Origin of the sequence: Gordonibacter sp. Marseille-P4307 (assembly GCF_900604965.1) — a bacterium.
Taxonomy (GTDB): domain Bacteria; phylum Actinomycetota; class Coriobacteriia; order Coriobacteriales; family Eggerthellaceae; genus Berryella.
Genome location: NZ_UWPD01000001.1, coordinates 1,519,453 through 1,543,199, shown reverse-complemented (window position 1 = coordinate 1,543,199; position 23,747 = coordinate 1,519,453). Strand labels below are relative to the sequence as shown.

Annotated in this window: 20 protein-coding genes; 9 read left to right on the top strand and 11 right to left on the bottom strand. The window is 61.3% G+C overall.

Annotated features, from left to right (window positions below; genetic code table 11):
- Positions 1-2 precede the first annotated feature (2 nt).
- Positions 3-422 (bottom strand): 6-carboxytetrahydropterin synthase, encoded by a 420-nt coding sequence (locus tag EIH26_RS07050; protein ID WP_124061504.1) that lies wholly within the window; start codon positions 420-422, stop codon positions 3-5.
- A 174-nt stretch (positions 423-596) separates the two neighbouring features.
- On the opposite strand from EIH26_RS07050, the gene EIH26_RS07045 reads away from it, so the two are divergent.
- Together EIH26_RS07045 and EIH26_RS07040 are read left to right on the top strand one after the other, a co-directional pair.
- On the top strand, positions 597-1,091 hold the full coding sequence (locus EIH26_RS07045) for an S-ribosylhomocysteine lyase (RefSeq protein ID WP_124061503.1): 495 nt from the start codon (positions 597-599) through the stop codon (positions 1,089-1,091).
- Positions 1,092-1,094: 3 nt separating this feature from the next.
- Positions 1,095-1,796 (top strand): 5'-methylthioadenosine/adenosylhomocysteine nucleosidase, encoded by a 702-nt coding sequence (locus EIH26_RS07040; protein ID WP_124061502.1) that lies wholly within the window; start codon positions 1,095-1,097, stop codon positions 1,794-1,796.
- A gap of 42 nt (positions 1,797-1,838) precedes the next feature.
- On the opposite strand, the gene EIH26_RS07035 is transcribed toward EIH26_RS07040, so the two are convergent.
- Positions 1,839-3,659, bottom strand: coding sequence for an elongator complex protein 3 (locus EIH26_RS07035; protein ID WP_124061501.1), 1,821 nt, complete (start codon positions 3,657-3,659; stop codon positions 1,839-1,841).
- A gap of 33 nt (positions 3,660-3,692) precedes the next feature.
- On the opposite strand from EIH26_RS07035, the gene EIH26_RS07030 reads away from it, so the two are divergent.
- Positions 3,693-4,508, top strand: a complete 816-nt coding sequence (locus EIH26_RS07030) for a class I SAM-dependent methyltransferase (RefSeq protein WP_124061500.1) — start codon at positions 3,693-3,695, stop codon at positions 4,506-4,508.
- On the opposite strand, the gene EIH26_RS07025 is transcribed toward EIH26_RS07030, so the two are convergent.
- Both EIH26_RS07025 and EIH26_RS07020 read right to left on the bottom strand, forming a co-directional pair.
- The gene (locus tag EIH26_RS07025; protein ID WP_124061499.1) at positions 4,505-6,601 is read right to left on the bottom strand and encodes an FtsX-like permease family protein; all 2,097 of its coding nucleotides are present in this window, start codon (positions 6,599-6,601) and stop codon (positions 4,505-4,507) included. The two genes, EIH26_RS07030 and EIH26_RS07025, sit on opposite strands and share 4 nt — an antisense overlap.
- Positions 6,591-7,382 carry an ABC transporter ATP-binding protein gene (locus EIH26_RS07020; RefSeq protein WP_124061498.1) on the bottom strand — a complete coding sequence of 264 codons (792 nt, stop codon included), beginning with the start codon at positions 7,380-7,382 and terminating at the stop codon, positions 6,591-6,593. The genes EIH26_RS07025 and EIH26_RS07020 overlap by 11 nt, the downstream gene beginning before the upstream one ends.
- 238 nt (positions 7,383-7,620) lie before the next feature.
- Between EIH26_RS07020 and EIH26_RS07015 the strand changes: the two genes are divergently transcribed.
- Both EIH26_RS07015 and EIH26_RS07010 read left to right on the top strand, forming a co-directional pair.
- Positions 7,621-8,349: a response regulator transcription factor gene (locus EIH26_RS07015; RefSeq protein WP_124061497.1), complete on the top strand. Its 729-nt coding sequence runs from the start codon at positions 7,621-7,623 to the stop codon at positions 8,347-8,349.
- Between the two features lies 1 nt (position 8,350).
- Positions 8,351-9,901 carry a sensor histidine kinase KdpD gene (locus EIH26_RS07010; RefSeq protein ID WP_206424697.1) on the top strand — a complete coding sequence of 517 codons (1,551 nt, stop codon included), beginning with the start codon at positions 8,351-8,353 and terminating at the stop codon, positions 9,899-9,901.
- 90 nt (positions 9,902-9,991) lie between these two features.
- On the opposite strand, the gene EIH26_RS08620 is transcribed toward EIH26_RS07010, so the two are convergent.
- The 3 genes from EIH26_RS08620 to EIH26_RS06995 all read right to left on the bottom strand — a co-directional run bounded on the left by EIH26_RS08620 (position 9,992) and on the right by EIH26_RS06995 (position 13,380).
- Positions 9,992-10,276, bottom strand: a complete 285-nt coding sequence (locus EIH26_RS08620; RefSeq protein WP_124061495.1) for a LysR family transcriptional regulator — start codon at positions 10,274-10,276, stop codon at positions 9,992-9,994.
- 160 nt (positions 10,277-10,436) lie between these two features.
- The gene (locus tag EIH26_RS07000; protein WP_124061494.1) at positions 10,437-11,063 is read right to left on the bottom strand and encodes a hypothetical protein; all 627 of its coding nucleotides are present in this window, start codon (positions 11,061-11,063) and stop codon (positions 10,437-10,439) included.
- Between the two features lie 115 nt (positions 11,064-11,178).
- Positions 11,179-13,380, bottom strand: a complete 2,202-nt coding sequence (locus EIH26_RS06995; RefSeq protein WP_164471012.1) for an RND family transporter — start codon at positions 13,378-13,380, stop codon at positions 11,179-11,181.
- 156 nt (positions 13,381-13,536) lie between these two features.
- Here EIH26_RS06995 and EIH26_RS06990 point away from each other — a divergent pair, with 156 nt between their 5' ends.
- Positions 13,537-14,451 carry an NAD(P)/FAD-dependent oxidoreductase gene (locus tag EIH26_RS06990; RefSeq protein ID WP_124061492.1) on the top strand — a complete coding sequence of 305 codons (915 nt, stop codon included), beginning with the start codon at positions 13,537-13,539 and terminating at the stop codon, positions 14,449-14,451.
- A gap of 184 nt (positions 14,452-14,635) precedes the next feature.
- A complete protein-coding gene (locus EIH26_RS06985) occupies positions 14,636-16,723 on the top strand; it encodes a cell wall-binding repeat-containing protein (protein WP_124061491.1) in 2,088 nt (695 codons plus the stop codon).
- Positions 16,724-16,749: 26 nt separating this feature from the next.
- On the opposite strand, the gene EIH26_RS06980 is transcribed toward EIH26_RS06985, so the two are convergent.
- From EIH26_RS06980 to EIH26_RS06970, 3 genes are all read right to left on the bottom strand, one after another.
- The gene (locus EIH26_RS06980) at positions 16,750-17,721 is read right to left on the bottom strand and encodes a DMT family transporter (protein WP_124061490.1); all 972 of its coding nucleotides are present in this window, start codon (positions 17,719-17,721) and stop codon (positions 16,750-16,752) included.
- A gap of 39 nt (positions 17,722-17,760) precedes the next feature.
- Positions 17,761-18,183 (bottom strand): hypothetical protein, encoded by a 423-nt coding sequence (locus EIH26_RS06975; protein WP_124061489.1) that lies wholly within the window; start codon positions 18,181-18,183, stop codon positions 17,761-17,763.
- Positions 18,184-18,488: 305 nt separating this feature from the next.
- Positions 18,489-19,355 carry a MetQ/NlpA family ABC transporter substrate-binding protein gene (locus tag EIH26_RS06970; RefSeq protein ID WP_124061488.1) on the bottom strand — a complete coding sequence of 289 codons (867 nt, stop codon included), beginning with the start codon at positions 19,353-19,355 and terminating at the stop codon, positions 18,489-18,491.
- A gap of 334 nt (positions 19,356-19,689) precedes the next feature.
- On the opposite strand from EIH26_RS06970, the gene EIH26_RS06965 reads away from it, so the two are divergent.
- Positions 19,690-20,187 carry a PaaI family thioesterase gene (locus tag EIH26_RS06965; RefSeq protein ID WP_164471010.1) on the top strand — a complete coding sequence of 166 codons (498 nt, stop codon included), beginning with the start codon at positions 19,690-19,692 and terminating at the stop codon, positions 20,185-20,187.
- An 88-nt stretch (positions 20,188-20,275) separates the two neighbouring features.
- A complete protein-coding gene (locus EIH26_RS06960; protein ID WP_124061486.1) occupies positions 20,276-21,538 on the top strand; it encodes a DUF2130 domain-containing protein in 1,263 nt (420 codons plus the stop codon).
- 101 nt (positions 21,539-21,639) lie between these two features.
- On the opposite strand, the gene EIH26_RS06955 is transcribed toward EIH26_RS06960, so the two are convergent.
- On the bottom strand, positions 21,640-23,724 hold the full coding sequence (locus EIH26_RS06955) for a glutamine synthetase III (RefSeq protein ID WP_124061485.1): 2,085 nt from the start codon (positions 23,722-23,724) through the stop codon (positions 21,640-21,642).
- Between the last annotated feature and the right edge of the window lie 23 nt (positions 23,725-23,747).

The following is a 23,747-nucleotide window of genomic DNA, read 5'->3' as shown; positions in this document are numbered from 1 at the left end:
CATTAGGGCCTGTAGATCGCGCAGTTGTTGGGGGTTTCGTACACTTCGATGCAGGTGACGGGCAATCCGGAGGCGGCTATGCGGTCGAACAGATGCGCTGCCAGGTTCTCGGCGGTCGTGCGGAAGGGAAGGACGGTAAGCTCGAACCCCTCTGATTCGAGGTGCGCGATGGTTTCGGGTTTGAGCGAGCCTTCTTCCACCAGGAACGTGTGGTCGAGCTCTTCGACGACTGCGCGCACCGTGCGCTTGAACACGCTGAAGTCGAGCACCATATCCTTGTGGGTGCCGGCGGTCTCAAGCGATTCCTTGCCGATGTAGGCGACCACGCGCCAGCGGTGCCCGTGCAGGTTCTCGCATTTGCCGTAGTAGTCGGTGAGGAAATGGGCGCCGTCGAAGGCGGCTTCGGTTTTCAGTTCGTACATGGGACCTCCGATTGCGTTGCGGTTGTCCGCCCATTCTAGCGCAGGTCCGTTTCGGCCGCCTCTTCCAAAAGCGAAGGGACGTCTTCTGTAACTGCGGCGTTTCGGGTTTTGCATGCTATCCTCGCTATACTACAGAGCGCAACGATGAAACGACGTCTGCGAAGAAGGAGAGCTATGGAGCGCATTTCAAGCTTCACCATCGATCACCTGCGGCTCGAGCCCGGCGTGTACGTGTCGCGCATCGACCGCGATCCCGAGCACGGCAATCCCGTCACCACGTTTGACGTGCGGATGACGGCGCCGAACCGCGAGCCGGTCATCGACACCGCCTCCGTGCATGCCATCGAGCATCTGATCGCCACGTATCTGCGCAACGATCCTAACTGGAAGAACCGGGTTGTGTACTTCGGTCCCATGGGGTGCCGTACGGGTTTTTATCTGGTTGTGTTCGGCGCGTACGAATCTGCGGACGTGGCCGATCTCGTGCGCGCCATGTTCGCGTTCGTGCGCGATTTCGAGGGAGAGGTTCCCGGAGCGACGCCGGTGGAATGCGGGAACTATCATGACAGCGACCTTATGGGCGCCAAGTGGTGGGCGCGTCACTATCTCGACAAGACGCTGTCGTCGCTTGACGAGGCGCATACGACTTATCCGCAGATAGAGGTATAAGCCATGACCAGATTCGGAATCATCGCCGCAATGGAAGTCGAGGCCGAGCAGCTGAAGAACTCCATGGGTTCGCTCGTTGCGAGTCATCACATGTCCACCGAATTCTGCTCGGGGGCGCTCGGGGGCACCGAGGTCGTCGTGGTGCGCTCGGGGATCGGCAAAGTGAACGCAGCTTTGTGCGCTCAGGTTCTGATCAGCGTGTTCGGGGTCGATTACATCGTGAACACGGGGATCGCCGGATCGCTTGACACATCCATCGACATTGGGGATCTGGTGGTGTCGGTCGATGCGGTCCAGCACGATATGGATGCCACGAATTTCGGGTACGAACGCGGGGTGGTGCCCCAGATGCCCATCGACTCGTTCTTCTGTGCCGACGAGCGCCTGCGCGCTTGCGCCGTGGAGGCGGCAAAGGCGGTTGCGCCCGAGGTGCGCACGCATGAGGGCCGGATCCTCTCGGGAGATCGCTTCGTTGCCGATGAAGACGACAAAAACGACATCGCGACCGCATTCGGAGGTTTGTGCTGCGAGATGGAGGGTGCGGCCATCGCTCAGGCCTGCGCACTGAACCGAGTGCCGTTCGTCATCGTCCGCGCTGTATCCGACAAGGCGGATGGGTCGGCGCGCGTCGATTACCCCGTGTTCGAGAAAGAAGCCGCCTATCGGTGCGCGGCGGTCGTGCGGTATATGGTGGAGCATTTCTAGACCGGGCCTTGCGGAACGGCTCGCACCGCGCTTCTGGGTTGCTTACAGCTTGCGGCTCTGATAAAGGCCGCAGTCGGTGAATCCCAGGTTGCGGTAGTAGGCACGCGTTCCTACGGCGCTGATCACGTTGATGCGGTGGTATCCGGCGTTCCGCGCGATCGTGCAGGCCTCTTCCACCAGCCTGCGGCCGAGGCCCAGATGCTGGGCTCCGGTGCTGGTGTCGTGCAGCTGGGCCATCTTGCCGTAAACGTGCACTTCGCGGATCATCGCGTCGCCGAGGGGCGCGGGCAGCTCGTCTCGGTGCGCGCAGACGAAGGCGGCGTGGGGAAGCGACAGGCGCAGAAACCCGGCGATTTTCCGGGAGCCGTCCGATTCCATCGTCCATTGGAGGAAGTGCTCGTCTGCATTGGCGGTACGGTAGGGCAGCACCGACAGCTCGAGGGTTTCAGGGGCCGCGTTTCTCGTGCTCAGTTCACGGTAGCGGATCTCGCCGACCGGTTTTTCCGAGCGAGCGACCGCGGCCTCGACCAGCTGCCTCAGGTTCGTTTTCCTGTTGCCCGCCATGATGTCGCGAGCCGATATGTCGCGGATCATGCGCGAGATGCGGATGAAGGGCGGCGTGGTCAGCACGCAGCGGGTCAGCAACTCGATGAGCTCGTCTTCTTCGTAGGGGCGCCAGGTTCCGTCGGCGAAGTGCCGGACGAGTCCGGTGCCGTCCACCAGTGCGCAGGGATAGAGCTTCACCTCGTCGGGTCGATAGGCTGCCTCGCCGGTAAGGCGGCGATAATCGGCCAGGTCGCTTTCAGGGGAGGCTCCGTAGAGGTTGGCCATCATGTGCGCGTGGATCTTGAATCCGAACGCCCGGGCCAGTGCAAACGCGCGTGCCACCGACTCCGGATCCCCCGCGCGGTTGTTGTCGTGCAGGATGGCTTTATCGAGGCTCTGTATGCCCATCTGGATCTTCGTGCAGCCAAGACGTCGGATGTGGGTGAGGCGGCCTGCCGTGACGTTTTCGGGCCGAGTCTCGATGACGAGTCCTACGACGCGCCGCTTGGCGCATTCGTTCAATCGATGCTGGCTTTCGAGTTCGGCGAAGGCCGCGGTCTGCACGGTCGAGATCCGCCTCCATCCGACGTGCTGCCCGTAGAGGCGCGAAACGGCCTGGTTGTAGGTCGCCTCGCCCTCCGTCACGCGTTCCTGCTCGGTTTTGGCGTTCTGGGCGAGGGTTCCCGCATCGGATTCGACCCCGCAGCTTCGATAGCGCTCTCGGATCCGCTTCGCTTCGTCGGCGCTCTGCTCGAGCGGGTCGTTCAATGCGCGGAACAGCTCGCGGATAAACCATATCCGGTAGCCTTCCGGGTAATCGCACCAGGTTCCTCCCAATACGATCAGCTCTATCTTGTCGGTGGGATGCCCCATTTCGCGCAGGGCATGCAGGCGCGAGAGCACTTGGAGGTACGGGTCGAAGAAATTGCGTTCGGCTCGTTGGCACGCCGGTTCGTCGGATAGATAGCTTTTGGGCATGCGCACGTCGTTGGGACAGTACAGGCAGTCGCTGCCGCACGGCCAGGGTTTCGTGATGACCGTGATGGTGGCAACTCCGCTTGCCGTCCTGCGGGGCTTCATCTGTATGACGGCCAAAAGCCGCTTCTCCAGGTCGGCATCGATCTTCCAGCTGCTCCAACGTGCGGGATCTTCGGTTTTCACGCGCAGGTAAAAGGGAAAGAGCCGTTTTTTCGCCAGATGCTTCGATACGTCGGCGACGTTTTCGTTGCGTGCGCGCACGAGCGCCGCAAGCCTGGGCGCATCGATCGATTCTCCCTGTTTGAGCAGGGCCAGTATGTCGAGTAAAAGGGCTTCCACGGTAGGGTCATTCTATCCTATAGAATAGAGGCCATGACTATGGATGCCTCCGTTGCGAAAATACTTTGCAGCCTGAACACGCGGTTCTACCGCGATAACGCGCACTCGTTTTCCGCCACGCGCCAGGCGCCCTGGGAGGGGTGGGGCCGCTGCGCCGATATCGTGCGGCGGGAAGGCTGCTGCGAGGGCTCGCGCATATCCGTATTCGATCTCGCCTGCGGGAACATGAGGTTCGAGGCGTATCTTCGAAGCGCCGTCGAAAGCGTCGCCTTCGATTTCCACGCAGCTGACAACTGCGATGCGCTCGTACCGGCCGCCGGGGGCGCCGATGCTTGCGCGGTGCGCTATCAGAGCGCGGATATCTGCTCGATGCTGCTGACGGGATGCGATGCAGCCGACGAGCTGGTTGCGCCTCCGTGCTCGATCGCGGTGAGCTTCGGGTTTTTCCACCACGTGCCTTCCGAGGAAGCCCGCATGGCGGCGCTTCGCCTGCTTGCCGCCAAAACGAAGGGGGGAGGGTGCCTGTGCCTGTCGCTTTGGCGCTTTATGGACGACGCGCGCCTTGCGCGCAAGGCGCGCGCAGCGACTGCGCAGGGGCTTGGGCGGCTGGGTATCGACGGTGCCGATCTGGAGCCGGGCGACTATCTGCTTGGGTGGCAGGATACCGACGCGCTGCGTTTCTGCCACAGTTTTTCTGACGACGAGGTGGAGCGACTTGTTCGCTCGATCTCAGATGTTGCTGCGCCCGTCGGGCGTTTTCGGGCCGACGGGCGCAGCGGGCGTCTCAACGAGTATCTGGTGTTCAAGAAGGAAAGGCAGGGTGCGGCGGTCGAGCGCCCGCTTTCCTAGGCCATCGCACCTTCCGAGCGCTCGGAGGTGAGTGATCGGGCGCCTATCCAGGTGAGCAGGGCGTAGGCTCCGTAGGTGGCGACGAAGGCGGCGGCCGCGATAAGCGCGGTGGTCTCCAGGTTGAAGATGCCGAACATTCTTACCAGGTCGTCTACGACGTTCAGGGCGCAAACGGTGTGGCATACGGCCAGCGCCATCGGGAACAGGAAGTACACGACCACTTGAACGGCGAGGCTTCGGCCTATCGCTGCGTTGTCCACACCCAGCCTGCGCAGCATCCGGTAGCGCTGGGCGTTGTCGGACGCTTCGGTAAGCTGCTGGATGGCCAGGATGCCGGCGCAGGCGATGACGAGTGCGAACCCGATATATATCGCAAGGAAGGCGACGATGCCGTTGAGGCCGAATCCCTGTTCTTGGACGGCTTCTCGCGTGGCGATCATGATGGCGCCCCAATCCTGCGCTTTCTCCTCGCCGTCCAGGAACTCGAGCGCGCTTCCGAGGGTCTTTTCGTTCACGCCGTCGGCGCGCATGATATTCATCGAGCTGGACAGACGCACGGCGGATGCGGGAAGGGCCTCGTCGGGGATCACGATGGCGCCCGTCTGCATGGGCACGAACTCGGTTGCCAGGGCTTCGTTGATGTAACGGTCGACGATCAGCCTCGTGGATCCGACTTCCACCGCCGCGCCTTTTTCGGCCAGCAGCCTGAAGTAGCCTGCCGTGTAGTCGGTGTCTCCGATCGCCAGGCAGGTGCCCGGCTTCAGATCAAGCGGCTCTCTGCCGATCTGGGAGCGCACGGCGTTGACTTCGGAGAGCTTGATGAAGGGGACGCCCCCCTCCTTGTAGGCTGACTTCATTTCAAGCCCCGCGATGCGCGGAAGCTCGTCTCCGACCAGCTTGTCGGTCTTTGCGAATGTAAGTGGGTTCTCGGGATCGATCCACGTGTCGATCTGCTGGGCGCTGGTGGCAAGGCTTGCAAGACTCATCTGGCCTTCGCGTGCCAGGCGGGCATCGAGGTATGTCTTCATATCCCAATGAGCCGCCTGGGCGCCCGCAACCTGGTCGTCATCGGTGAATTGCTGGTAGGCACCCCTCAGGTAGAGGCCCCACTGGGTGGACAGGGTTGCATCGTAGGAGGTGGTGCGCTGCAGACTGGAATTCAAAGCGGTGGTGATCCCGATGCCCCCGCATACGCAGATGAGCGCGAAGAACAAGGTCATGCACACCATGGTCATGGTGGCGGTCGCTCCGTTGATGCGCGAGTTGATCTGGCGCAGGGTGAACATGTTCAGGCCGTTTAGATAGATGCCCTTGAACGACTGGATGAAGCGCAGGAGAAACCCGGATATGGAGTAGAAGAACAGCCAGGTTCCCACGCAGACGATCACGGTCGAGGCGAGGAAGTTCGGCGACGTGAAGTCGAGTCCGGTATCGAGCAGCAGTTTATATGCGAGGCCGATAAGGCCGATGGCGACGGCGAACAGCACGACGGACAAAGGCAGGCTGCGCAGCTTCATCTCCTGATTGGTGCGACCGGCCTTCATGAGGTCGATGAGGGTGGTGCGCGAAACCGATACGGCGTTCATAAGCGACGACAGCACGAACAGTGCGCCAAACACGACGAGGGTGCGCACGACCGAGCCCAGCGAGATGCCCACCAGCGCCGCTGAGGCACCCGTGTTGTAGATGTTCGCGGCGATATTGACGAGCACCTGCGAGAACAGCCATCCGACGACAAGCCCGCAGACCACCGATGCCGCTCCCACCATGACGGTTTCGAGGACGGCGATGAGGGCCACCTGCGACGTGTGCATTCCCAAGGCCAGGTAAAGGCCGAACTCCCGCTTGCGCCGCCTGATGAGGAAGCTGTTGGCGTACAGGATGAGGAAGGCGAACACGATGGTGACGAGCACTGTGGCGAAACGAATGGTCTCGGCCAGCAGCGCGCGCGAATCGATGGCGTTGGCGACGTCCATGTCGGCGGTGGCATTGAAGGCGTAGAACACGGTTACGCCCAGTACCACGGTGAGGAAGTAGATGCTGAAGTCGCTTATCGACTTGCGGACGTTTCCCCAGGCGATTTTAGCAAACATGCACGGCCTCCTCGGTCATGCTCACAACTGCGCTCACGATATCGGCGTAGAACTGCTCGCGCGGTCGCCCATCGCGGGCGACTTCGAGCGCGGTCTTGCCGTCTTTGATGAACACGATGCGCTGGCAGTAGCTCGCCGACATCGGGTCATGGGTGACCATGAGGATGGTCGATCCCAGGCGGTTGATGCGCTCGAACGTTTCCAGCAGGGAGCGCGCCGACTTCGAGTCCAGCGCCCCGGTGGGTTCGTCGGCCAAAACGAGGCGCGGCTTGCCCACCACCGCCCGCGCCGTGGCGACGCGCTGCTTCTGGCCGCCGGACACTTGGTAGGGGAACTTGTCCAGCACGTCGGAGATCCCCAGCTGTTCGGCGATGAAGCGGACGCGGTGATCGATTTCGCGCGGGCTGACCTTGCGGATGGTGAGCGACAGGGCGATGTTCTCGTAGCAGGTAAGGGTGTCGAGCAGGCTGGAATCCTGGAAGATGAACCCCAGTTCGCGTCCGCGGAACAAAGCCAGCTCCCGGGAGTTGAGCTTGGAGATGTCGCGACTGTCGATGCGCACGCATCCCGAGTCGGGCTTGTCGATGGTTGAAATGCAGTTCAGCAGGGTTGATTTTCCCGATCCCGACGGTCCCATGATGCCGACGATCTCGCCTTCCCGCACGTCGAAGTTGACGCCTGCCAAGGCGCGCGTCCCTCCCGGGGCTCCCTTCGATCGCTTCGACTTCGCCTTGTAGGTTTTCGTAAGGCCCCTGGCTTCGAGCACGATTGGGCTTTTCATGGATTGTCTCCTCCTTCGGATACATGCGGCGTTTGCTTCGAGCGCCGTTGCTTCTCGGGCTTGCTTTTCCGATGTGCTGCGCATCGCTTGCTTCGAGCGCATCTCACAGGTTAGGAAGGGGGGTTTGCGTCAACCTTGGCTTCTCCTTACATTTCCCTTATTTCGCCGTTCATGCTGACGACGCGTTTGTCCGACATGGTTTAATGGTTTCGTTGCACAAGACGAAACGAGGTGGTTCATGGGTTCGGTGGAATCGTATCTGCTCGAGAAGCATATCGTGGTGGTCGATGACGAGGCCGCGCTGCGCGACCTGGTGGCGTCGATCTTCGAGCAGGAGGGCTTCACGCACGTTACCACCTTCGCATCTCCGCTCGAGGCTTTGGCGTACTGCCGCCAGGCTAAGGCGAACGACCGGATGGTTGATCTGTTCGTGCTCGATGTCATGATGCCGGTGCTCGATGGGTTCGCGCTTCTGGGAGAGATACGCGCGATCCAGGGCTTTCAGCGGACTCCGGCGCTGTTTCTGACGGCCAAAGACGAGCCGTCCGACCGCATAGATGGTCTGGGGCGCGGGGCCGACGACTACATCTCGAAACCGTTTTTGCCCCAAGAGCTGGTGCTGCGTATGCTTGCGGTGCTGCGTCGATGCTACGCTTGGGAAAGTCCTTCCATCGACCTGGGGTTTTGCAAGGTTGATCTGGACACCGCGGAGGTCGTGCGTCCCGACGGGACGGTCATGCTCACCGCTAAAGAGCACGACATCCTCGAGGTTCTGGCCCAGAACCGGGGACGCATCGTCACGATCGATGCGCTTTCCAACGCATGCTGGGGCGATTCGTTCGGATACGAGAACACCCTGATGGCGCACGTGCGGCGCCTGCGCGAGAAAATCGAGGAGGATCCCTCCAGCCCGACGTCGCTTGTTACCGCGCGCGGTTTGGGTTACAAGCTGAATGTCAGGGGATAGCGTGGCATCCGGGTTCAACCGAAGGGATCGGCGGCGGAAAAGCTTCGGATTTCCCGCGTTCATCACCGGTCAGCTGGCGATGTTTTTCATGGTGAGTGTGCTTGTCGTGTCCATCGATCTTGCAGTGCTGGCCGTTGCGGTGGGGGTGGCCACCGCAACCCCGGGAAGCGAGTACGAATCTCCGTTTCGGGTTGCCAACTCGATAGACGACGCGCTGACGCTTCAGGAGGACGGAACGTACAGCCTGACCGATTACGCTGTGGGAAACGATCTGACCCGGCGCGGTTTTTGGGCGATGCTCGTCTCCGACGAGACCGGAGAGACCTTGTGGGAAATGAACGCCCCCGAAGATGCGCAACGGCATTTCACCTTGGGCGATATGGCCCGCTTCGCCCGTTCGGGCTACGTTGGATCCTCTCCCGCGTTTTTCTGGCAGCGCGACGAGGGCGTCTTGATGATCGTTGCGCCCAGCGAGGAGTACGTCAACATCATCCAGACGCTGCCCGCTTCCGAGATCGCAAGGATTCCGCTGTTTTTGGCGGGGATCCTCGTACTGAACCTTATGATCGTGTTCGTGTATGTGGTGGTGTCGCATCTCAGCACCCAGCGCTCCATCCGTCCCATATCGGAAGCGCTTGAGGATCTGTCCGAGGGAAAACCCGTATCGGTGAGCGTGGGCGGTCGAATGGGGGTGATCGGCCAGACGCTCAACGAGGCATCGGCCATCATGCGCGAGAAGGACCGCGCGCGCGAGTTGTGGATTCGGGGCGTTTCGCATGACATCCGCACGCCGCTGTCGGTGATCACCGGGCGGGCGGACAAGCTGTCAAACGATTTACGCCTGCCCGAAGATGCGCGCACGGAGGCGGCACTCGTGCGCACCCAAGGGCTTCGCATCAAGGATCTGGTGAACGACCTGAACGCCGCCGCGCGCTTGGAATACGACACCCAGCCGCTGAACAAAGAGAGCGTGGCGCTTCCCTCGATGCTGCGCAGCTTGGTGTCCGAGTACCTTAACGGCGGACTTCCGAGCACCTATGAATTGGGGTTTCGGGCAAGCTCCGGTGTTGGGCGCGCGGAGGTTACCGGAGATGTGCGGCTTTTGTACCGCGCCGTGCAGAACGCCGTGCAGAATTCCATGAACCACAACCCACAAGGGTGCGGGATATCGCTTACGCTGGATCGGATCGAAGGGACCGAAGGCCTGCCCGTTCCCTGCGCCGTCATCGCGATCAGCGATGACGGGGTGGGGGTGGAACCCGAAAAACTCGCCCTGCTGCAGCAGAAGATCGACGATGCGCAGAAAAGCTCTAAGCTGGCGGTGAGGCGCTTTACGGACAGCCCGTCGCCCGCGGGTGCGCCCGAGCCGCCGTTGGGGTTTCTGTTCGAGCAGCGCGTATCGGAAGCGGCCGATCACAAAGGGGTCGATCCCGAACATGGGCTGGGTTTGCAGCTGGTTGCGCGCATCGCCGCCGCGCATGGGGGGCGGGTGCGGGTGTACGCCCCGGCTGCCGGAGGGTTCGCCATCGCGATCTTCCTCCCGTTGGATTAAAGCGCACAGCTCGGAAACGAGAAAAGCCCGCTTCGACGGCGATCCCCGATGGAGAACCGTCGAAGCGGGCGGTGCGCTTGCAACTCCGTACTACTTGATAAGCTCGTCGGCTTCTTCGCCGACCTGATGCGCGCTTTTCTTAGCGGCGTCGATCTGGGCGAGGATGGTGCTGGTTTCCTCGTAGAAGCGCTTTCCGGCGTTGGAGAGGGACAGGTTGCGGCCCCTTCGCTTGAACAGGGACACGCCCAGGTCGGTTTCGAGGTTCTTCATCTGCTGGGAAACGGCGGACTGGGTGATGTAGAGGCTTTGGGCTGCTTTGGTGAAGCTTCCGGTTTCGCACACCGCGCAAAAGCATTGAATCTGACGTAAAAGCATCGGACACCTTCCCGACTGTGGTTGCGGCGCTTTATTCCGCGTCTGTTGTCGTGATATTAGCATGTGCGATGAAAGAGGGCCGATGCGGTAAACCTCTCGTCGCGTTTATACAGATTCTCGTTACCGATTTGACGTAATTGAGGAATCTTATTCGCACAATCTACTTTTCAACCGGTTGGGCGGAGGGCGCAGCAGAGGTGCCGCCGCTGCCGGATCCGATGTACTCTACGCTGATGGTCACCTCGTAAAATGCGTTGTAGTCAGAGGTTCCGCGCGAGACGGCGTAGGAGGCGACGCCCGCGCTTTCCCACGCGCCCGATTCCTTGATCTTGCCGAAGGCGGCATCGATCGATTCGCGGTTGAGGTCGGATGAAGTGGATACGATCCCGATGGAGGTTTTGCGGGCGGCAGTCTGCTCGGCCACGATGGAGTCGAGGTCTGCGGCGGTATCCATCAGCCTCACGTCGTCGATGCTCGTTCCTTTGTTTTTGTATTCCCACTTCACCTGGGCTGTGCCGTTTTGCGAGAGCGTGCCGTTGTATCCGTTGTAGAAATAGAACAGCCGCGGGTTGCTTTCAAGGGCGGCTTTGATGGTCTCGTCGGCATCGTCGGTTGCGAACGAGAGACCCTCATCGAAACGCCCGATCGAGGCGGCGATGGCCTGAGGCGCGTTTTCCTTGTCGACCGAAGGGGCCGAGCAAGCGCATAGAGTCGCGGCGAGCGCGACTACCGACAGAGCGATCAGGGTTTTCGTTCCGAATCGCGCGAACGGGATCGTAGACGGCATGGTTCTCCTCTCGGCGGCCGTAAGGCCGGTGCGGCGAATGCGCTGCTACGATACCCCACCGCGCCCGCTCCGCTTGGACGAACCTCGTTCTCTGCGAAATCGCCATGGAGCGTGTCTACGCGCGGAGGGCGTCGCCTTTCGCTGCGGTGAAGCGGTCGAGGGCGGCAAGCGATCCGGGCAGCAGAAGAAGGATCGAGGCGATGGCTATGGCGGTTCCGCGCGCGAGAGTGAGGCAAACCTGGGCGGTTGTGGGGTCAGACGAGGTGAGCCCTAGCACGAGCGTGGCGACGAACAGGATGGTTCCCGATGTCATGAACGTGGGGATCGACGCGCGGTGGGCGCTTGCGATCGAGGAGGCGACGTCGCTTTCCCTTCGGGCGTGGCGATAGTTTTCCGTGTAGAGGATGGCGTAATCGATGGTGGCCCCCATCAGGATGGCCTGTACCACGACAACCGCGATGTAGAAGGTGTCGTGCCCCAGCATGTCGGTGATGCCCGATGTCAGGTTGATGGAGCCTTGGATGAGGGCGACCAGGATGAGGGGAACCGCGATGGAGCGGAACGAGAGGGCCACGATGAAAAAGATTGCGGCGATGGTGAGGACGGTGACCAAGGCGAGGTCGCGGTCGAAGGGGGCATGCGCCTCGTCGGCCACGATCGGATCACCCGTCATGCCAAACGAGCTTCCCAGTCGGCTTTGGAGGATGGAGCGGATATCGGATACGGCCGCGCGGGCCCCGTCCGACTCGGCTCCGTCGTCGATATCGATCACCGCGCGCTGGATGTCATCGCTCACCAGTTTGCCGCGGGCCGCTTCGACGGTTCTCAAAGCGCTGTTCACCTGCCGGAAAGAAGCGGGATCGATCTGACCGGCGAGAGCCGGGCTGCTCGAAGCGTCATGGGCAAGCCAGCTCAAGAAGTCGTAAAGCGAGATGGCCTCGACGGGACCGGTTTGTTTTTCCGCCGCGTATACTCCGAGAAGCGCTTCGGTCGCTTTTTCATCCAGCCCGAGGGTGGCGGCAAGCTGTTCGGGGGGAAGGGGTGCCCCGACAGTTGTCGCATAGCTCGTTAAGCGGGCAACTTCGCTGAGCTTTCCGATTTCGGCCAGGGCTGCGTCCGCTTCGCTGGAATCGGCGGGAAGCAGCAGCGCGATGCGCGTCCTGTCTCCGAACTTTTGGGCGATGGCTTTGTCGTCTGCGGTCGAGGGCTGGGTGTAGAAGCTTACGCCCATGCCGGCTTTGAGGACCATGCCGAATCCGAGCAGGGCCACCAAGGCGATGGCGAGGGGGGTGCGCAGCGCGAACTGCATATGGGAAAGGCCGCGCAGCTGCGGGCGGAGCGTCCGTTTGGCGGTGCGCAGGATGATCGTGTCGCAGGATAGGATGACGGCGGGAAGCAGCGTGAACACCACCAGCAGGCTGAATCCGACCCCCTTGGCCAAAACGATTCCCAGATCGGCTCCGATGCCGAAGCTCATGACGGTAAGGCATAGCAACCCGGCTATCGTGGTTGCGGAGCTTGCGCAGATGGCGGATCCGCCCCGCTTCAGGGCTCGTACCATCGCTTCGTCCGGTCCTTCGCCGGCCTCGCGCTGCTCGCGGTAGAAGTTCATCAGCATGATGGAATAATCCATCGACAAGACCAGCTGGAGCACGGCCGCGATGGAGAAGGTGAGCTGGGAGATGCTGGGAAGCAGGAGGTTGGTCCCCATCCCCAAAACGACGGCGACGCCGATGGTGCCCAGAAACACGAAGGGCTCGACCCACGATCGGCTCATGGCTAATAGGATGACCAGGAGGAACGCCATCGCAAGCGCGATGGTGACCGAAAGATTGTCGGTGTTGGCCTGCACTACGGCCCCGCCCAGAAACGCGCTTTGCCGCTCCCCATCGGTCTCGAGCCCGAAATCGCGCAATTCGTCGCGCACGCTTTCAAGCGCCGAGGCGGCCTTCTGCGAATAGGTGCTTCCTTCGAGGCTAACCTCGAACAGGGAGGATCCGTCTTTCCGGTAGCGCTCGTCGCTTCCGTCGTACGCAACATCCGATATGCCGGTTACTTTCCGGATGCGATCGGCAAGCTGGATTGCTTCGTCTTCGGCAATCCCTTCGGCCATGATCGACAGCTCGCTTGTCTCTCCGAACGCATCGAACAACGCGACCAGGGTGGCCCGGCTGGGCATCGAGTCGGGGAGATACGAAGACATATCGCGGTTGACCTGTGCAAACGTTATTCCATAAGCGCTTGCGAGCGTAAGTGCGGCGAATACGGCGACAACGGCGCGACGGTAGCGAACGACAGTGCGGGCGAAAGCTTCCATGGGTCTCCTTACCGATCGGGCGGCCATACGGATATTCTAACGCGAAAGCAGGTTGCCAACAGGTTGTTTCAAGAGATACCTGGCGCGCCCGACCGCGTTTTCTCGGGCTTTTCCCAAGGGGTAGAATGAATAGGTTACCAAGAGAAAGGAGCGGCTGTGGTTGCATGCGATCTGATAGTGGCGGGCGGAGGTCCGGCTGGGGTGAGCGCGGCGGTGTACGCGGCGAGCCGCGGCTTGAACGTGGTTCTTCTCGAGGCTCGCCGCGTGGGCGGCGTGATCGGGGGCGTATCGCTGGTCACGCACTACGCTGCGCTGCCCGAGGGTATGACCGGGAAGCGGTTCGCGCAGTTCATGTTAGACCAGCTTGCGAGTGCGAAGGTTCGCGTAGTTGTCGATCCGATAGTCCGGATCGATCTCGAGGGCGCCGAGAAGCGCGCCGTATGCGCGAGCGGGGAAGAGTATCGGGCTCCGTTCATGGTTTTGGCTCTGGGCACGTCCCCTCGTTTTCTGGGCGTGCCGGGTGAGCGCGAATACCGCAGCATGAGTGCGGTTGCCGACGGCCCCGCTTTCGCCGGAAAATCCGTGTACGTGATCGGAGGAGCCGATGGAGCCGTGAAAGAGGCGCTGTTTCTGTCGGGAATCGCCTCGAAGGTGCATCTGGTATGCGTTGAGGAGCGCCTTGCCTGCATCGCGCAGTTCCGCGCGTCGGTCGAGGCGGCGGGCAATATCGAGGTCGTGCCCGCAACCAGCCTTGTCGGCATCGAAGGGGACGGGTCGTCCGTTTCCCGTCTGCGTTTTCAGTCGGTGACGACGGGCGAGGTCCGCACGGTGCATGATGAAGGATGCGGGGTGTTCGTGTACGCCGGTGGAGAACCGTGTGTCGGTCTCGTTTCCGATCAGGTGGGGCTCTGCGGCGGCCGCATTGCGGTCGACGATAGGATGGAGACGTCGGTCTGCGGTGTGTATGCGGCGGGCGATGTTAGGGACAAGCAGGTGTTTCAGGTTGCGACGGCGGTGGCGGACGGATGCATTGCGGGCGTGAGCGCGGCTGCGGCGTTTAAGGCCCGCTAGCGCGTTTATCCTTCGCTTTGCTCCGCGATCGTTTGCTCTGGGGCGGGCCGCCCGCCTTGCAGGCCGGTGTGCGCTCATCGACGATGGGCATCGTCGGGTTTTACTGTGGAGCGCGTTCGGGTGTCTGCGGGCGCCGCTACAATGGGCGAACTTGTTCGCCTAACGCAGAAGGAAAACGCAACACATGAACATGATGAACGACGAGGCGCTCGCCTCTATCGTGCGCGTTCCGGTGCGCTGCGCCGTCGCCGTGTCCCTGGTCGCAACGTGCGCGCTTCCCTCCGCCGCGCTTGCTGCGCAGACGGATGCGCCCGCAAGGGCCGCCGCTTTTACAGCGGACGAGATAGCGCCATCGGCCGATGTGTCGTCCCAGTCGACGGATCCGGCTAAAGATCCCCTCGCCGGTACGGTGCAGCAAACCGAAGAGCAGCTTCGGGAATCGCTGAAGCCCGTGTTCGACATCCTGTCCCAAACCGAGGATGCCTCTTTCGCTTCGGGCGGACGCGCGGCGGAAACCTTCGCGCTTTCTGCGCAGGGCCTTTCGTCCCGCTCCGATGTGGAGCGCTATCAGGGGGACTCGATGTTCACCACCGCGGTTGCAGAGTCTCAGGCCGCCTACCCCGACGGATCGGATACCGCCATCTTGGTGGGTTCGGGCGACGCGTGGATCGACGCGCTGGCTGGAAGCGGGCTTGCCGGATCGCTCGGCCCGATTCTGTTCACGCGGCTCGATTCGCTTGACGGCGACACCGCTGCCGAGCTTAAGCGCCTGGGCGCGCGCAATGTCGTCATTCTGGGCGGGACGGCCGCTGTGGGGGCCGAAGTGGAAGACGCGCTGCGCGCGTCGGGTAAAGCCGTGACGCGCTTGGGCGGCATCGACTGCTTCGGCACGCAGATGGCCATCTACGATTATGGAAAAGAGCGCGGGTTGTGGTCGAACGACCAGGTATTCGTCGCTACGGCCCTCGGTTTCGGCGACGCGCTGTCGCTGTCGCCCGTGGCGTTTGCAAACAAGGCCCCCATCTTTCTGGCGAGCGGTGTGAGCGGGTTTACGTCCGAGCAGACGTCTGCTCTGTCGAAGGCGTTTTCCGCCGGTTCGCTGAAAAACGCGGTGATTGCAGGCGGCACCGCCGCGATCTCGCAGGACGATGAGGATTACCTTGCGGGGCTTGCCCGCGCCAGGGGCGGAGCCGTCAAGCGCCTTGCGGGCGACGACCAGTACTCCACCAGTTCGGCCATCGCCCGGTGGGCGACGGACTCTCAGGGATTCAGCTGGGATAACCTGGCGTTTTCGACAGGAAGGCTTCCTTACGACGCGCTGGCCGGATCGGTTCTCCAGGGCAGGACCAAAGCGCCCCTTCTTCTGGTGGACGAATACTTCCGTTCGACCATCAAGGAAGCGGCCGAACACCGCTTCGAGGTGACCCGCGTGCGCGTGTTCGGGGGTTCTGCGGCGGTGTCCGAGTCGGTGGCCAACTCCATCTTCGCGCGCTTCAGCGGAAAGGACGATCCGTATGATTCCGACTCGGTTCCCACCGGCGGCGTGAGGTCGTTTTCCGTGGGCACCTCGTTCGAGCACATGCTCCAGCTCGAGCAGCGGTCGAATCCCTATTTCTCAGACGATCAGGTGCGTTCCGGCTTCGAAGACTCCGTCAACGTGAGCTTCGGCGATTCCGCCTTCTACCAGCACGCGCTGATCACCGCTGGTTATTCGGGCGCCGTTACCGCCGATCAGCTGAACGCCTACATCGACCGGGTGGTTAGATACCAGGAAGGTCAGTACGGCGTGCGCTCCACCTTGCGCGGTATGGGGCAGCCCCTTATCGATGCGGCCCGCGCATACGGTGTGAACGAAGTGTACCTGCTGTGCCACGCCGGACTTGAAAGCGCGTGGGGATGCTCGCAGTTCGCCCAGGGAACGGTTCCCGGGGCCGAAGGTTCGTACAATTTCTTCGGCATCGCCGCGTTCGACGACAACCCCAACAACGGCGGTCATTACGCGCACGGCCAAGGGTGGACCACACCCGAGCTGGGCATCGAGGGCGCCGCGAAGTGGATCAGCGATCATTATCTGAGGAACGGATACCCTCAGAACACCATCTTCAAGATGCGTTGGAACTACAATGCTTCGACCGATGCGGTGGAACACCAGTACGCCACCTCGCCTACGTGGACGTACGGTATCGCCGTTTCCATGGCGGCGGTGTATCGCTCTCAGGGTATCTCGATGGACAACTCCGGACTGGGCTTCGAGACCCCCTCGTTCTCGTAAGCGCTTCGATAACCTCTCTTCGGCGGCTACCGTTCGGTAGCCGCTCTTGTTTCGTTCGTGCGGGGTTTTCTTCTGGAGGGAAGCCCCACCAGCACGATCGTGCCCAGCATGAGCGCCAACCCCAGCCAGTCGGCCCATACGAACACCGTTCCCAGCAAAACGGCGGGAAACACCGTGGCACTGACAGGTTCGGCCGCTCCCAGCATGGTGCCCTTCACCCCGCCGACGATCGAGATGCCGTGAAGGAACAGCCCGTAGGCGGCGAAGGTTCCCACCACGCTGATGACGATGATTCCCGCAACGAGCTTTACGCTGACCGGGGGGATGGTTACGGGGAACATCGACGATTCGACGCCCTGGGCCGCAAGCGCGCTCAGCACGATCACGACAAGCGTGGAAAACACGCCGCTCGTGAGCATGCCGCCCCCGATCACCACGATCGAACCGTATCGCTCTATCGTCTTGCGCGGGAACATGACGTAAAACGTGACGGTCACCGCGTTCATGATTCCCCAGAACAGGCCGATCGCGGGTATGGAGAGTACGGAGGGGTCGCCTTTCGTGGCTATGAAGAAGGTGGCGGCCATGGCGAGAACGAGCCCTCCCATATCCTGCGGGCGGGGAAGCCTTCGAAACAGGGCGCAGCTGATGATCATGACGAACACGATGCTGAGGCCGGAGAGCACGGTTGCGGTTCCCGAGTTGGTGAACCCGATGGCTATAGCGTAGGAAGCCTGGTTGCAGAACAGGCCGAACACGCCGAATACGATGATGCGTCCGATGGAGCGCGGGTCGTGGGCGAGCATGGCGATCTTATCGTGCTGGGTGGCGTATATAAGCACCGCGTACAGGATGCCGGCGATGAGCGTGCGGATGGACGTGAGGGCAAGCGGGGCAAGTCCGACGTCGTCAAGCAGGTACTGGATGCAGGTGCCCGAGAAGCCCCAGAGAACGGCTCCTGCGAGGGTACAAACCATACCTTTGGTGTGAAGCGACATGGGCGAATCCTACCGACGGGCCACGCGTGCGGCCGAGGCTCAGTAATCCATTACGAATTCTAAAAGAATCCGGGCGTTTTCCAAGGATAGTTTTTCGACGGCGCCGTCTTTGAGGTAAGCGTTCACGTTGCCGGGATTGAGACCCAGCCGCTGATACACCGTGCTGTTGGGGATGCCCTTGCGTTTCTGTTCATGCGTCGTTTGCTCCCACAGTACCCGTTTTTCGGCCTCAAGCCGCTCGGGTGTACGGTAGGCTCGGGCAAAGGCGTCGAGGCATGCTTGGTATTCCGGCGGCAGAAGCCGCATCGGCGTGCCGCGCAGGGCGAGTTTTTCGACCGAACGTTCGCCCATCACGTTTTCAACGCGTTTAAGCTCGTCGAGTAGAGAGGCGTCGAGGATATAGCGGCGAAGTCGCGCGAGGTCGTCGGTCTCGTAGGCATACAGGAAAAGTGGGGCCTTCACGTTTTCGAATCCGTCTTGAAGCAGTCCGGCAAGACGCTTGAATCCGAACGCCTTGGCGTTTGCGGCAAGGAGCGCCTCTCGCTTCGCCCAGCGCACGAACGTCGGTCGCCTCACGTCCGCCTCCCTCTTGTTCTATCCATTTCCATTTTGTTTAATCATAACGTGTTGCGTAAATAAAATAAGAAGATGTTTGCAATATGCGAAAAAGCAAGCAGAGGTGCCGAGGGAAGACTCCCTGGGCACCTCTTTGGGTTATGCGGATAGGCGGATCCTGCAGACGAGATTACGGCATTTCCAGGCGGCGCCTAGAAGACGGGGAGGACGGCTCCGTCGAACGTTGCGTTGATGAAATCGCGCACTTCATCCGAGCGCAGCGCCTCGACCAGCGCCTTGATGCCCTCGTCGTTTTCGCTTCCCCTCTTCACGCACAAAATGTTGGCATATGTGCTGGCCGCTTTGCCTTCGGCGCTCTCGACCGCCAGGGCGTCTTTGGATACGCTCAGCCCCGCCTCGATGGCGTAGTTGGCGTTGATGGCGGCGATGGCGACGTCCCGAAGCGATCGGGACACCTGCGCGGCTTCCAGCTCCTTGAACGAAAGGTTCAGCGGGTTTTCCGCGATGTCGTTCACGGTGGCCTCGATTCCCGCACCGTCTTTCAGCTTGATGATGCCCTCCTGCTGCAAGAGAAGCAGGGCCCGCGCCTCGTTGGTGGCATCGCTTGGTACGGCTACCTGGTCGCCCGCGGAAAGCTCGGACAGCGATTTCTTCTTACCGGCGTACAAGCCGAAGGGTTCGTAGTGGATGGCCGCCACGACTATCAGATCGGTGCCGTTCTCTTTGTTGAAGTTATCGAGGTAGGGCTGGTGCTGGAAGTAGTTGGCGTTCTCCTCGCCCTCTTGGACGGCGAGGTTCGGCTGGACGTAGTCGTTGAACTCGTCGATCTGAAGCGTATAGCCCTTCCCTTCGAGCAGGGGCTTCACGGCTCCGCTGAGGATTTCGGCATGGGGCGTCGGGCTGGCGGCGATTTTAATGGTCTTGCGAGCGCTTCCGGTGGCCTTGGTGCCTTCGGGGGCGCCGGAGCAGCCGACGAGGCCGAATCCGGCGAGTGCGGCTGCTCCGGCGCTTATCCCCGCGATCCTTGCGAATCCGCGACGGGAGATCTGATAGGTCATGGCATATCCTTTCCATTGGGCCGACAAGGCCGTTCGTTCGTCGTTCAAGTTTGCGTGTGCCATGCTAAGACTCCCGAACTTCAGATACAACAGTTTTGCTTATTGGTATTTCCGACCATTTGTTATCTGTTCAATAGATTACTTAGTTCTCGTAACGTTATATAAGTTGGACGAATATCCGAATACGGCAGGATATCGGGGAAAGAGCGAGATGAGTTTTCCGAGATGCGATCGGTTTTAGGGCAGAATGGCCGCATCGGACAATTAACAAGCGGCCTCGCGCCGCATAAGATAGACGTGCATGCGATTTCTCCAGAATGCAGGAAGGTTGACGATGGCTAAAGAGCTTAATCCGGCATGGGTTTCAGAGGTGCTCGAGCTGATCAACGAGAGCCCGTATCTGCAGGCCCTCGGTATCGAAGTGAACGAGCTGGGCGAAGGGTACGCGCGCGGCGGTTTGACCGTCGAACGGACGCACCTCAACGCGTTCGGCGGCATGCACGGGGGCATGTTCGCCAGTCTGATCGACAATATCACGTACTGGGCGATGTATGCGCTGCTTCCCGAAGGCATGGGCGCAACGACGCTTGACGTGCACGGCGATTATCTGAGGTCCTGCACTGCGGGAGACCGCGTTTCTTACGAAGGCCGCGTGGTGAAGATGGGCGGAACCGTCATTCTATGTGAGTGCGACGTGTTCGACGGAGAGGGGCGCATACTGGCGCACGGAACGTCGAAGATACTCGCGTCGAAGACCATCCAGCCTGCCGAAGCGATGTATGCGAACCTGCGTCCCGGCTACGTGCTGCCCCCCAAATTCCTCGGCGACTGATCCGTCTTCTCATTCGGCGCTTCCTCATCGCTGCCCGCACCCGAAGAGGGGATAATGGAGCGAAAGCGAAAAACGAGAGGAGTTCGATATGGGCGAGATCGTATGCCCCCATTGCGGCCAAGCATTCACGGTTGACGAAAGCGGGTACGCCGACCTGGTGCGCCAGGTGCGCGACCGGGAATTCAGGCGCGAGGTGGCCGAGCGCATCGAGATCGAGCAGCGGGCGTTTTCCGAGCGCGAGAAGACCGCAGTGGCCCGCGCCGAGAGCCTGCTGCGCGAACAGCTGGCAGAAAGCCGCTCGCTGGTCGAGAAGCTCACCGCGCAGCTGGAGTCTCAGGCGGATCACGCGCGCATGCAGTCCGAGCTTGCGGTTGCGCGGGCGTCCGAAGCGATGAAGGACGAGCTGCGCGAAGCCGAGCGTGCGCGCGACGAGCTGGCTGCTCGGATCGAACGCGACCGAGCGGATATGGAGCGTCTCAAGCAAGCCCATCAGAGCGAACTGTCCATCCAGCTGCGTGCGAAAGACGAGGCCATAGCCCTGCGCGATCGGGAGATCGAGGGAATCCGGCGCATGCGCGCCGAGCTTTCCACCAAGATGGTGGGCGAGAGTCTCGAGCGCTTCTGCGAAACGGAGTTCAACAAGCTGCGCGCCACGGGGTTTCAGCGGGCTTGTTTCGGCAAGGACAACGAGGTGGTGGACGGAAGCAAGGGCGACTACGTATACCGCGAGATCGATGAGGACGGCATCGAGGTCGTCTCCATCATGTTCGAGATGAAAAACGAGTCCGAGAGCTCGGCGCACCGCAAGCGCAACGAAGACCATTTCAAGAAGCTCGATCAAGATCGCAGGAACAAGGGATGCGAGTATGCGGTGCTCGTGTCGCTGCTCGAGCGCGACAGCGAGTATTACAACACGGGAATCGTGGACGTGTCCTACGAGTCGGGTTACGAGAAGATGTACGTTATTCGCCCGCAGTTCTTCATTCCCATGATCACGCTCATCCGCAACGCGTCCATGAAGTCGCTTTCGTACCGCCGCGAGCTCGCGCGCGTGCGACAGCAGAACATCGACGTATCCAACTTCGAAGATCAGCTTGACGGCATGAAGGAGAAGTTCGGTAGAAACGTCGACATCGCGCGACGCAAGTTCCAAGCCGCCATCGACGACATCGACGCCACCATCAAGAAGCTCGAGAAGATAAAGGCGGAGCTTACCAGTTCGGACAGGAACATCGATCTGGCGAACCGCAAGCTCGAAGATATAACGGTGAAAAAGCTCACGAGAGGCAACCCCACGATGAGGGCGAAGTTCGAGGAGGCAGCTGCGCGCGCGGCATCCGAAGACGAGTAGCCTGAAAGGCACTGCGCCCCGTCTGCCCGAGCGCTCGGGCAGACGGGGCGCGAAGAATCAGATGCCCCCGCACGGGAGCGCATCGGCTGCAGGTGAGGATCCTACACGTAGAACAGCAGGTTGTTGTACGACGGCGCAGGCCAGTAATCGCGGCTGGTGATGATCTCCAGGCCGTCGATGACGCTGCGTAGCTTTCTCATCGCGGGAACCACCGTGTCGGCGTAGAAGTCGGCGGCCTGCTGCTTGTCCTCCATGGCCGCGGCTTTCGTATGCAGTTCGTGCAGCTCGTTGGTGGCCGCGGCTGCAGCGACGATGCCATCGGCCAGGCGCTTGGCAAGCTCTTTTTGGGACGAACACTCGATTCCGATCGCTTCGAGGCGCGCTACGCCTTCTGCGGTGTCGGAGGCGTAGCGGCTGATGGCGGGAATGTAGGTGCGGCGCGCCATGCGCTTCATGACGCGGCATTCGATATTGAGCAGTTTGGTGTATTTTTCCAGCTTCACCTCGTAGCGGCTGCGTACCTCGTTTTCGGTGAGCACGCCGAATTCCTCGAACAGCGCGATGCTCTTCGGGTCGATGTAGCTGGGCAGCGCTTCGGCGGTGTTGCGGTGGTTGGCCAGGCCGCGGCGCTGCGCTTCGCGTTCCCATTCCCGGGAATAGCCGTTGCCGTTGAACACGATGCGCTGGTGGTCGGTAAGGGACTGCTTGACGTAGGAGATGGCGGCCGCTTCGAACTGAGCTGGCGGCGTGCTGGCAAGTGCGTCGGCGAATCCTTTCAGGGATTTCGCCACGGCGGTGTTCAGACAGGTGTTCGCGTCGGCGAGGTTCACGTTGGAGCCCGGGGCGCGGAACTCGAACTTGTTGCCCGTGAATGCGAAGGGGCTGGTGCGGTTGCGATCGGTGTTGTCCTTTAGGAAGTTGGGCAGCACCGCTACGCCCAGATCCATGGCGACTTGGCCGGCGTTTTTGTATTCTGCCCCGTTGACGAGGGATTCCATGATGGCGCCCAGCTCGTCGCCCAGGAAGATGGACATGATGGCGGGCGGCGCCTCATGGGCTCCGAGACGGTGGTCGTTGCCGGCAGACGCCACCGACATGCGCAAGAGCTCCTGGTAGTTGTCCACCGCCTCGATGACGGCGGTGAGGAACACCAGGAAGCGCAGGTTCTCGCTGGGATTCTCGCCCGGATCCAGCAGGTTCTTGCCGTCGGCGCTCATCGACCAGTTGTCGTGCTTGCCCGAGCCGTTAATGCCTTCGAAGGGCTTTTCGTGCAACAGGCAGGCCAGGCCGTGATTGGATGCGAGCAGGCGCATCTTCTCCATGGTCAGCAGGTTCTCGTCGATCGCCCGATTCGCGTTCGAGAAGATGGGCGCCAGTTCGTGCTGGGCGGGCGCGACCTCGTTGTGCTTGGTGCGCGCGGGGATGCCGAGCGCCCACAGCTCTTCGTCCAGCTCTTTCATGAAGTTGTTGACCGTGGGGCGAATGGCTCCGAAGTAGTGTTCTTCGAGTTCCTGGCCCTTGCAGGGAGGGGCGCCGAACAGCGTGCGCCCGGTAAGCACCAGATCTTCGCGGGCGGCGTAGTCTTTTTCTGAGATGAGGAAGAATTCCTGTTCGGCGCCGATGGTGGTCAGTATGCGCCGGGGGTTTTCTCCGAACAGAGCCAACACGCGGCGGGCCTGGCTTTCAAGCGCGTCCATCGAACGCAGAAGCGGCGTCTTTTTGTCGAGCGCTTCGCCGGTGTAGCTGCAAAACGCCGTGGGGATGCACAGCACCTCGTCTTTGATGAAGGCGTAGCTGGTGGGATCCCATGCGGTGTAACCGCGCGCCTCGAACGTGGCGCGCAGGCCGCCCGAGGGAAAGCTGGAGGCGTCGGGTTCTCCCTGGATCAGCTCTTTGCCCGAGAAACTGGTGATGGCCGAGCCGTTTTCCTCGGGAGAGAGGAAGGCATCGTGCTTTTCGGAAGTCGTGCCCGACAGAGGTTGGAACCAGTGAGTGAAGTGGGTGGCGCCCTTCTCGATGGCCCATTCCTTCATCGCGTGGGCCACGACGTTGGCCACGTCCAGATCGAGCGGCTCGCCTGCGTCTATAGTCTTCAAAAGGCTCTTGTAGGTTGCAGAAGGCAGTTTTTCGCGCATGGTGCGTTTATCGAAGACGTTTGAGCCGTAGATCTCCGAGATCTTGGACATGGATCCATCCTTCCGTAGGGCAT

Coding starts and splice junctions, on each gene's coding strand:
- EIH26_RS07050 (WP_124061504.1), bottom strand. CDS start 422: ATGTACGAACTGAAAACCGAAGCCGCCTTCGACGGCGCCCATTTCCTC.
- EIH26_RS07045 (WP_124061503.1), top strand. CDS start 597: ATGGAGCGCATTTCAAGCTTCACCATCGATCACCTGCGGCTCGAGCCC.
- EIH26_RS07040 (WP_124061502.1), top strand. CDS start 1,095: ATGACCAGATTCGGAATCATCGCCGCAATGGAAGTCGAGGCCGAGCAG.
- EIH26_RS07030 (WP_124061500.1), top strand. CDS start 3,693: ATGACTATGGATGCCTCCGTTGCGAAAATACTTTGCAGCCTGAACACG.
- EIH26_RS07025 (WP_124061499.1), bottom strand. CDS start 6,601: ATGTTTGCTAAAATCGCCTGGGGAAACGTCCGCAAGTCGATAAGCGAC.
- EIH26_RS07020 (WP_124061498.1), bottom strand. CDS start 7,382: ATGAAAAGCCCAATCGTGCTCGAAGCCAGGGGCCTTACGAAAACCTAC.
- EIH26_RS07015 (WP_124061497.1), top strand. CDS start 7,621: ATGGGTTCGGTGGAATCGTATCTGCTCGAGAAGCATATCGTGGTGGTC.
- EIH26_RS08620 (WP_124061495.1), bottom strand. CDS start 10,276: ATGCTTTTACGTCAGATTCAATGCTTTTGCGCGGTGTGCGAAACCGGA.
- EIH26_RS07000 (WP_124061494.1), bottom strand. CDS start 11,063: ATGCCGTCTACGATCCCGTTCGCGCGATTCGGAACGAAAACCCTGATC.
- EIH26_RS06995 (WP_164471012.1), bottom strand. CDS start 13,380: ATGGAAGCTTTCGCCCGCACTGTCGTTCGCTACCGTCGCGCCGTTGTC.
- EIH26_RS06985 (WP_124061491.1), top strand. CDS start 14,636: ATGAACATGATGAACGACGAGGCGCTCGCCTCTATCGTGCGCGTTCCG.
- EIH26_RS06980 (WP_124061490.1), bottom strand. CDS start 17,721: ATGTCGCTTCACACCAAAGGTATGGTTTGTACCCTCGCAGGAGCCGTT.
- EIH26_RS06970 (WP_124061488.1), bottom strand. CDS start 19,355: ATGACCTATCAGATCTCCCGTCGCGGATTCGCAAGGATCGCGGGGATA.
- EIH26_RS06965 (WP_164471010.1), top strand. CDS start 19,690: ATGGCTAAAGAGCTTAATCCGGCATGGGTTTCAGAGGTGCTCGAGCTG.
- EIH26_RS06960 (WP_124061486.1), top strand. CDS start 20,276: ATGGGCGAGATCGTATGCCCCCATTGCGGCCAAGCATTCACGGTTGAC.
- EIH26_RS06955 (WP_124061485.1), bottom strand. CDS start 23,724: ATGTCCAAGATCTCGGAGATCTACGGCTCAAACGTCTTCGATAAACGC.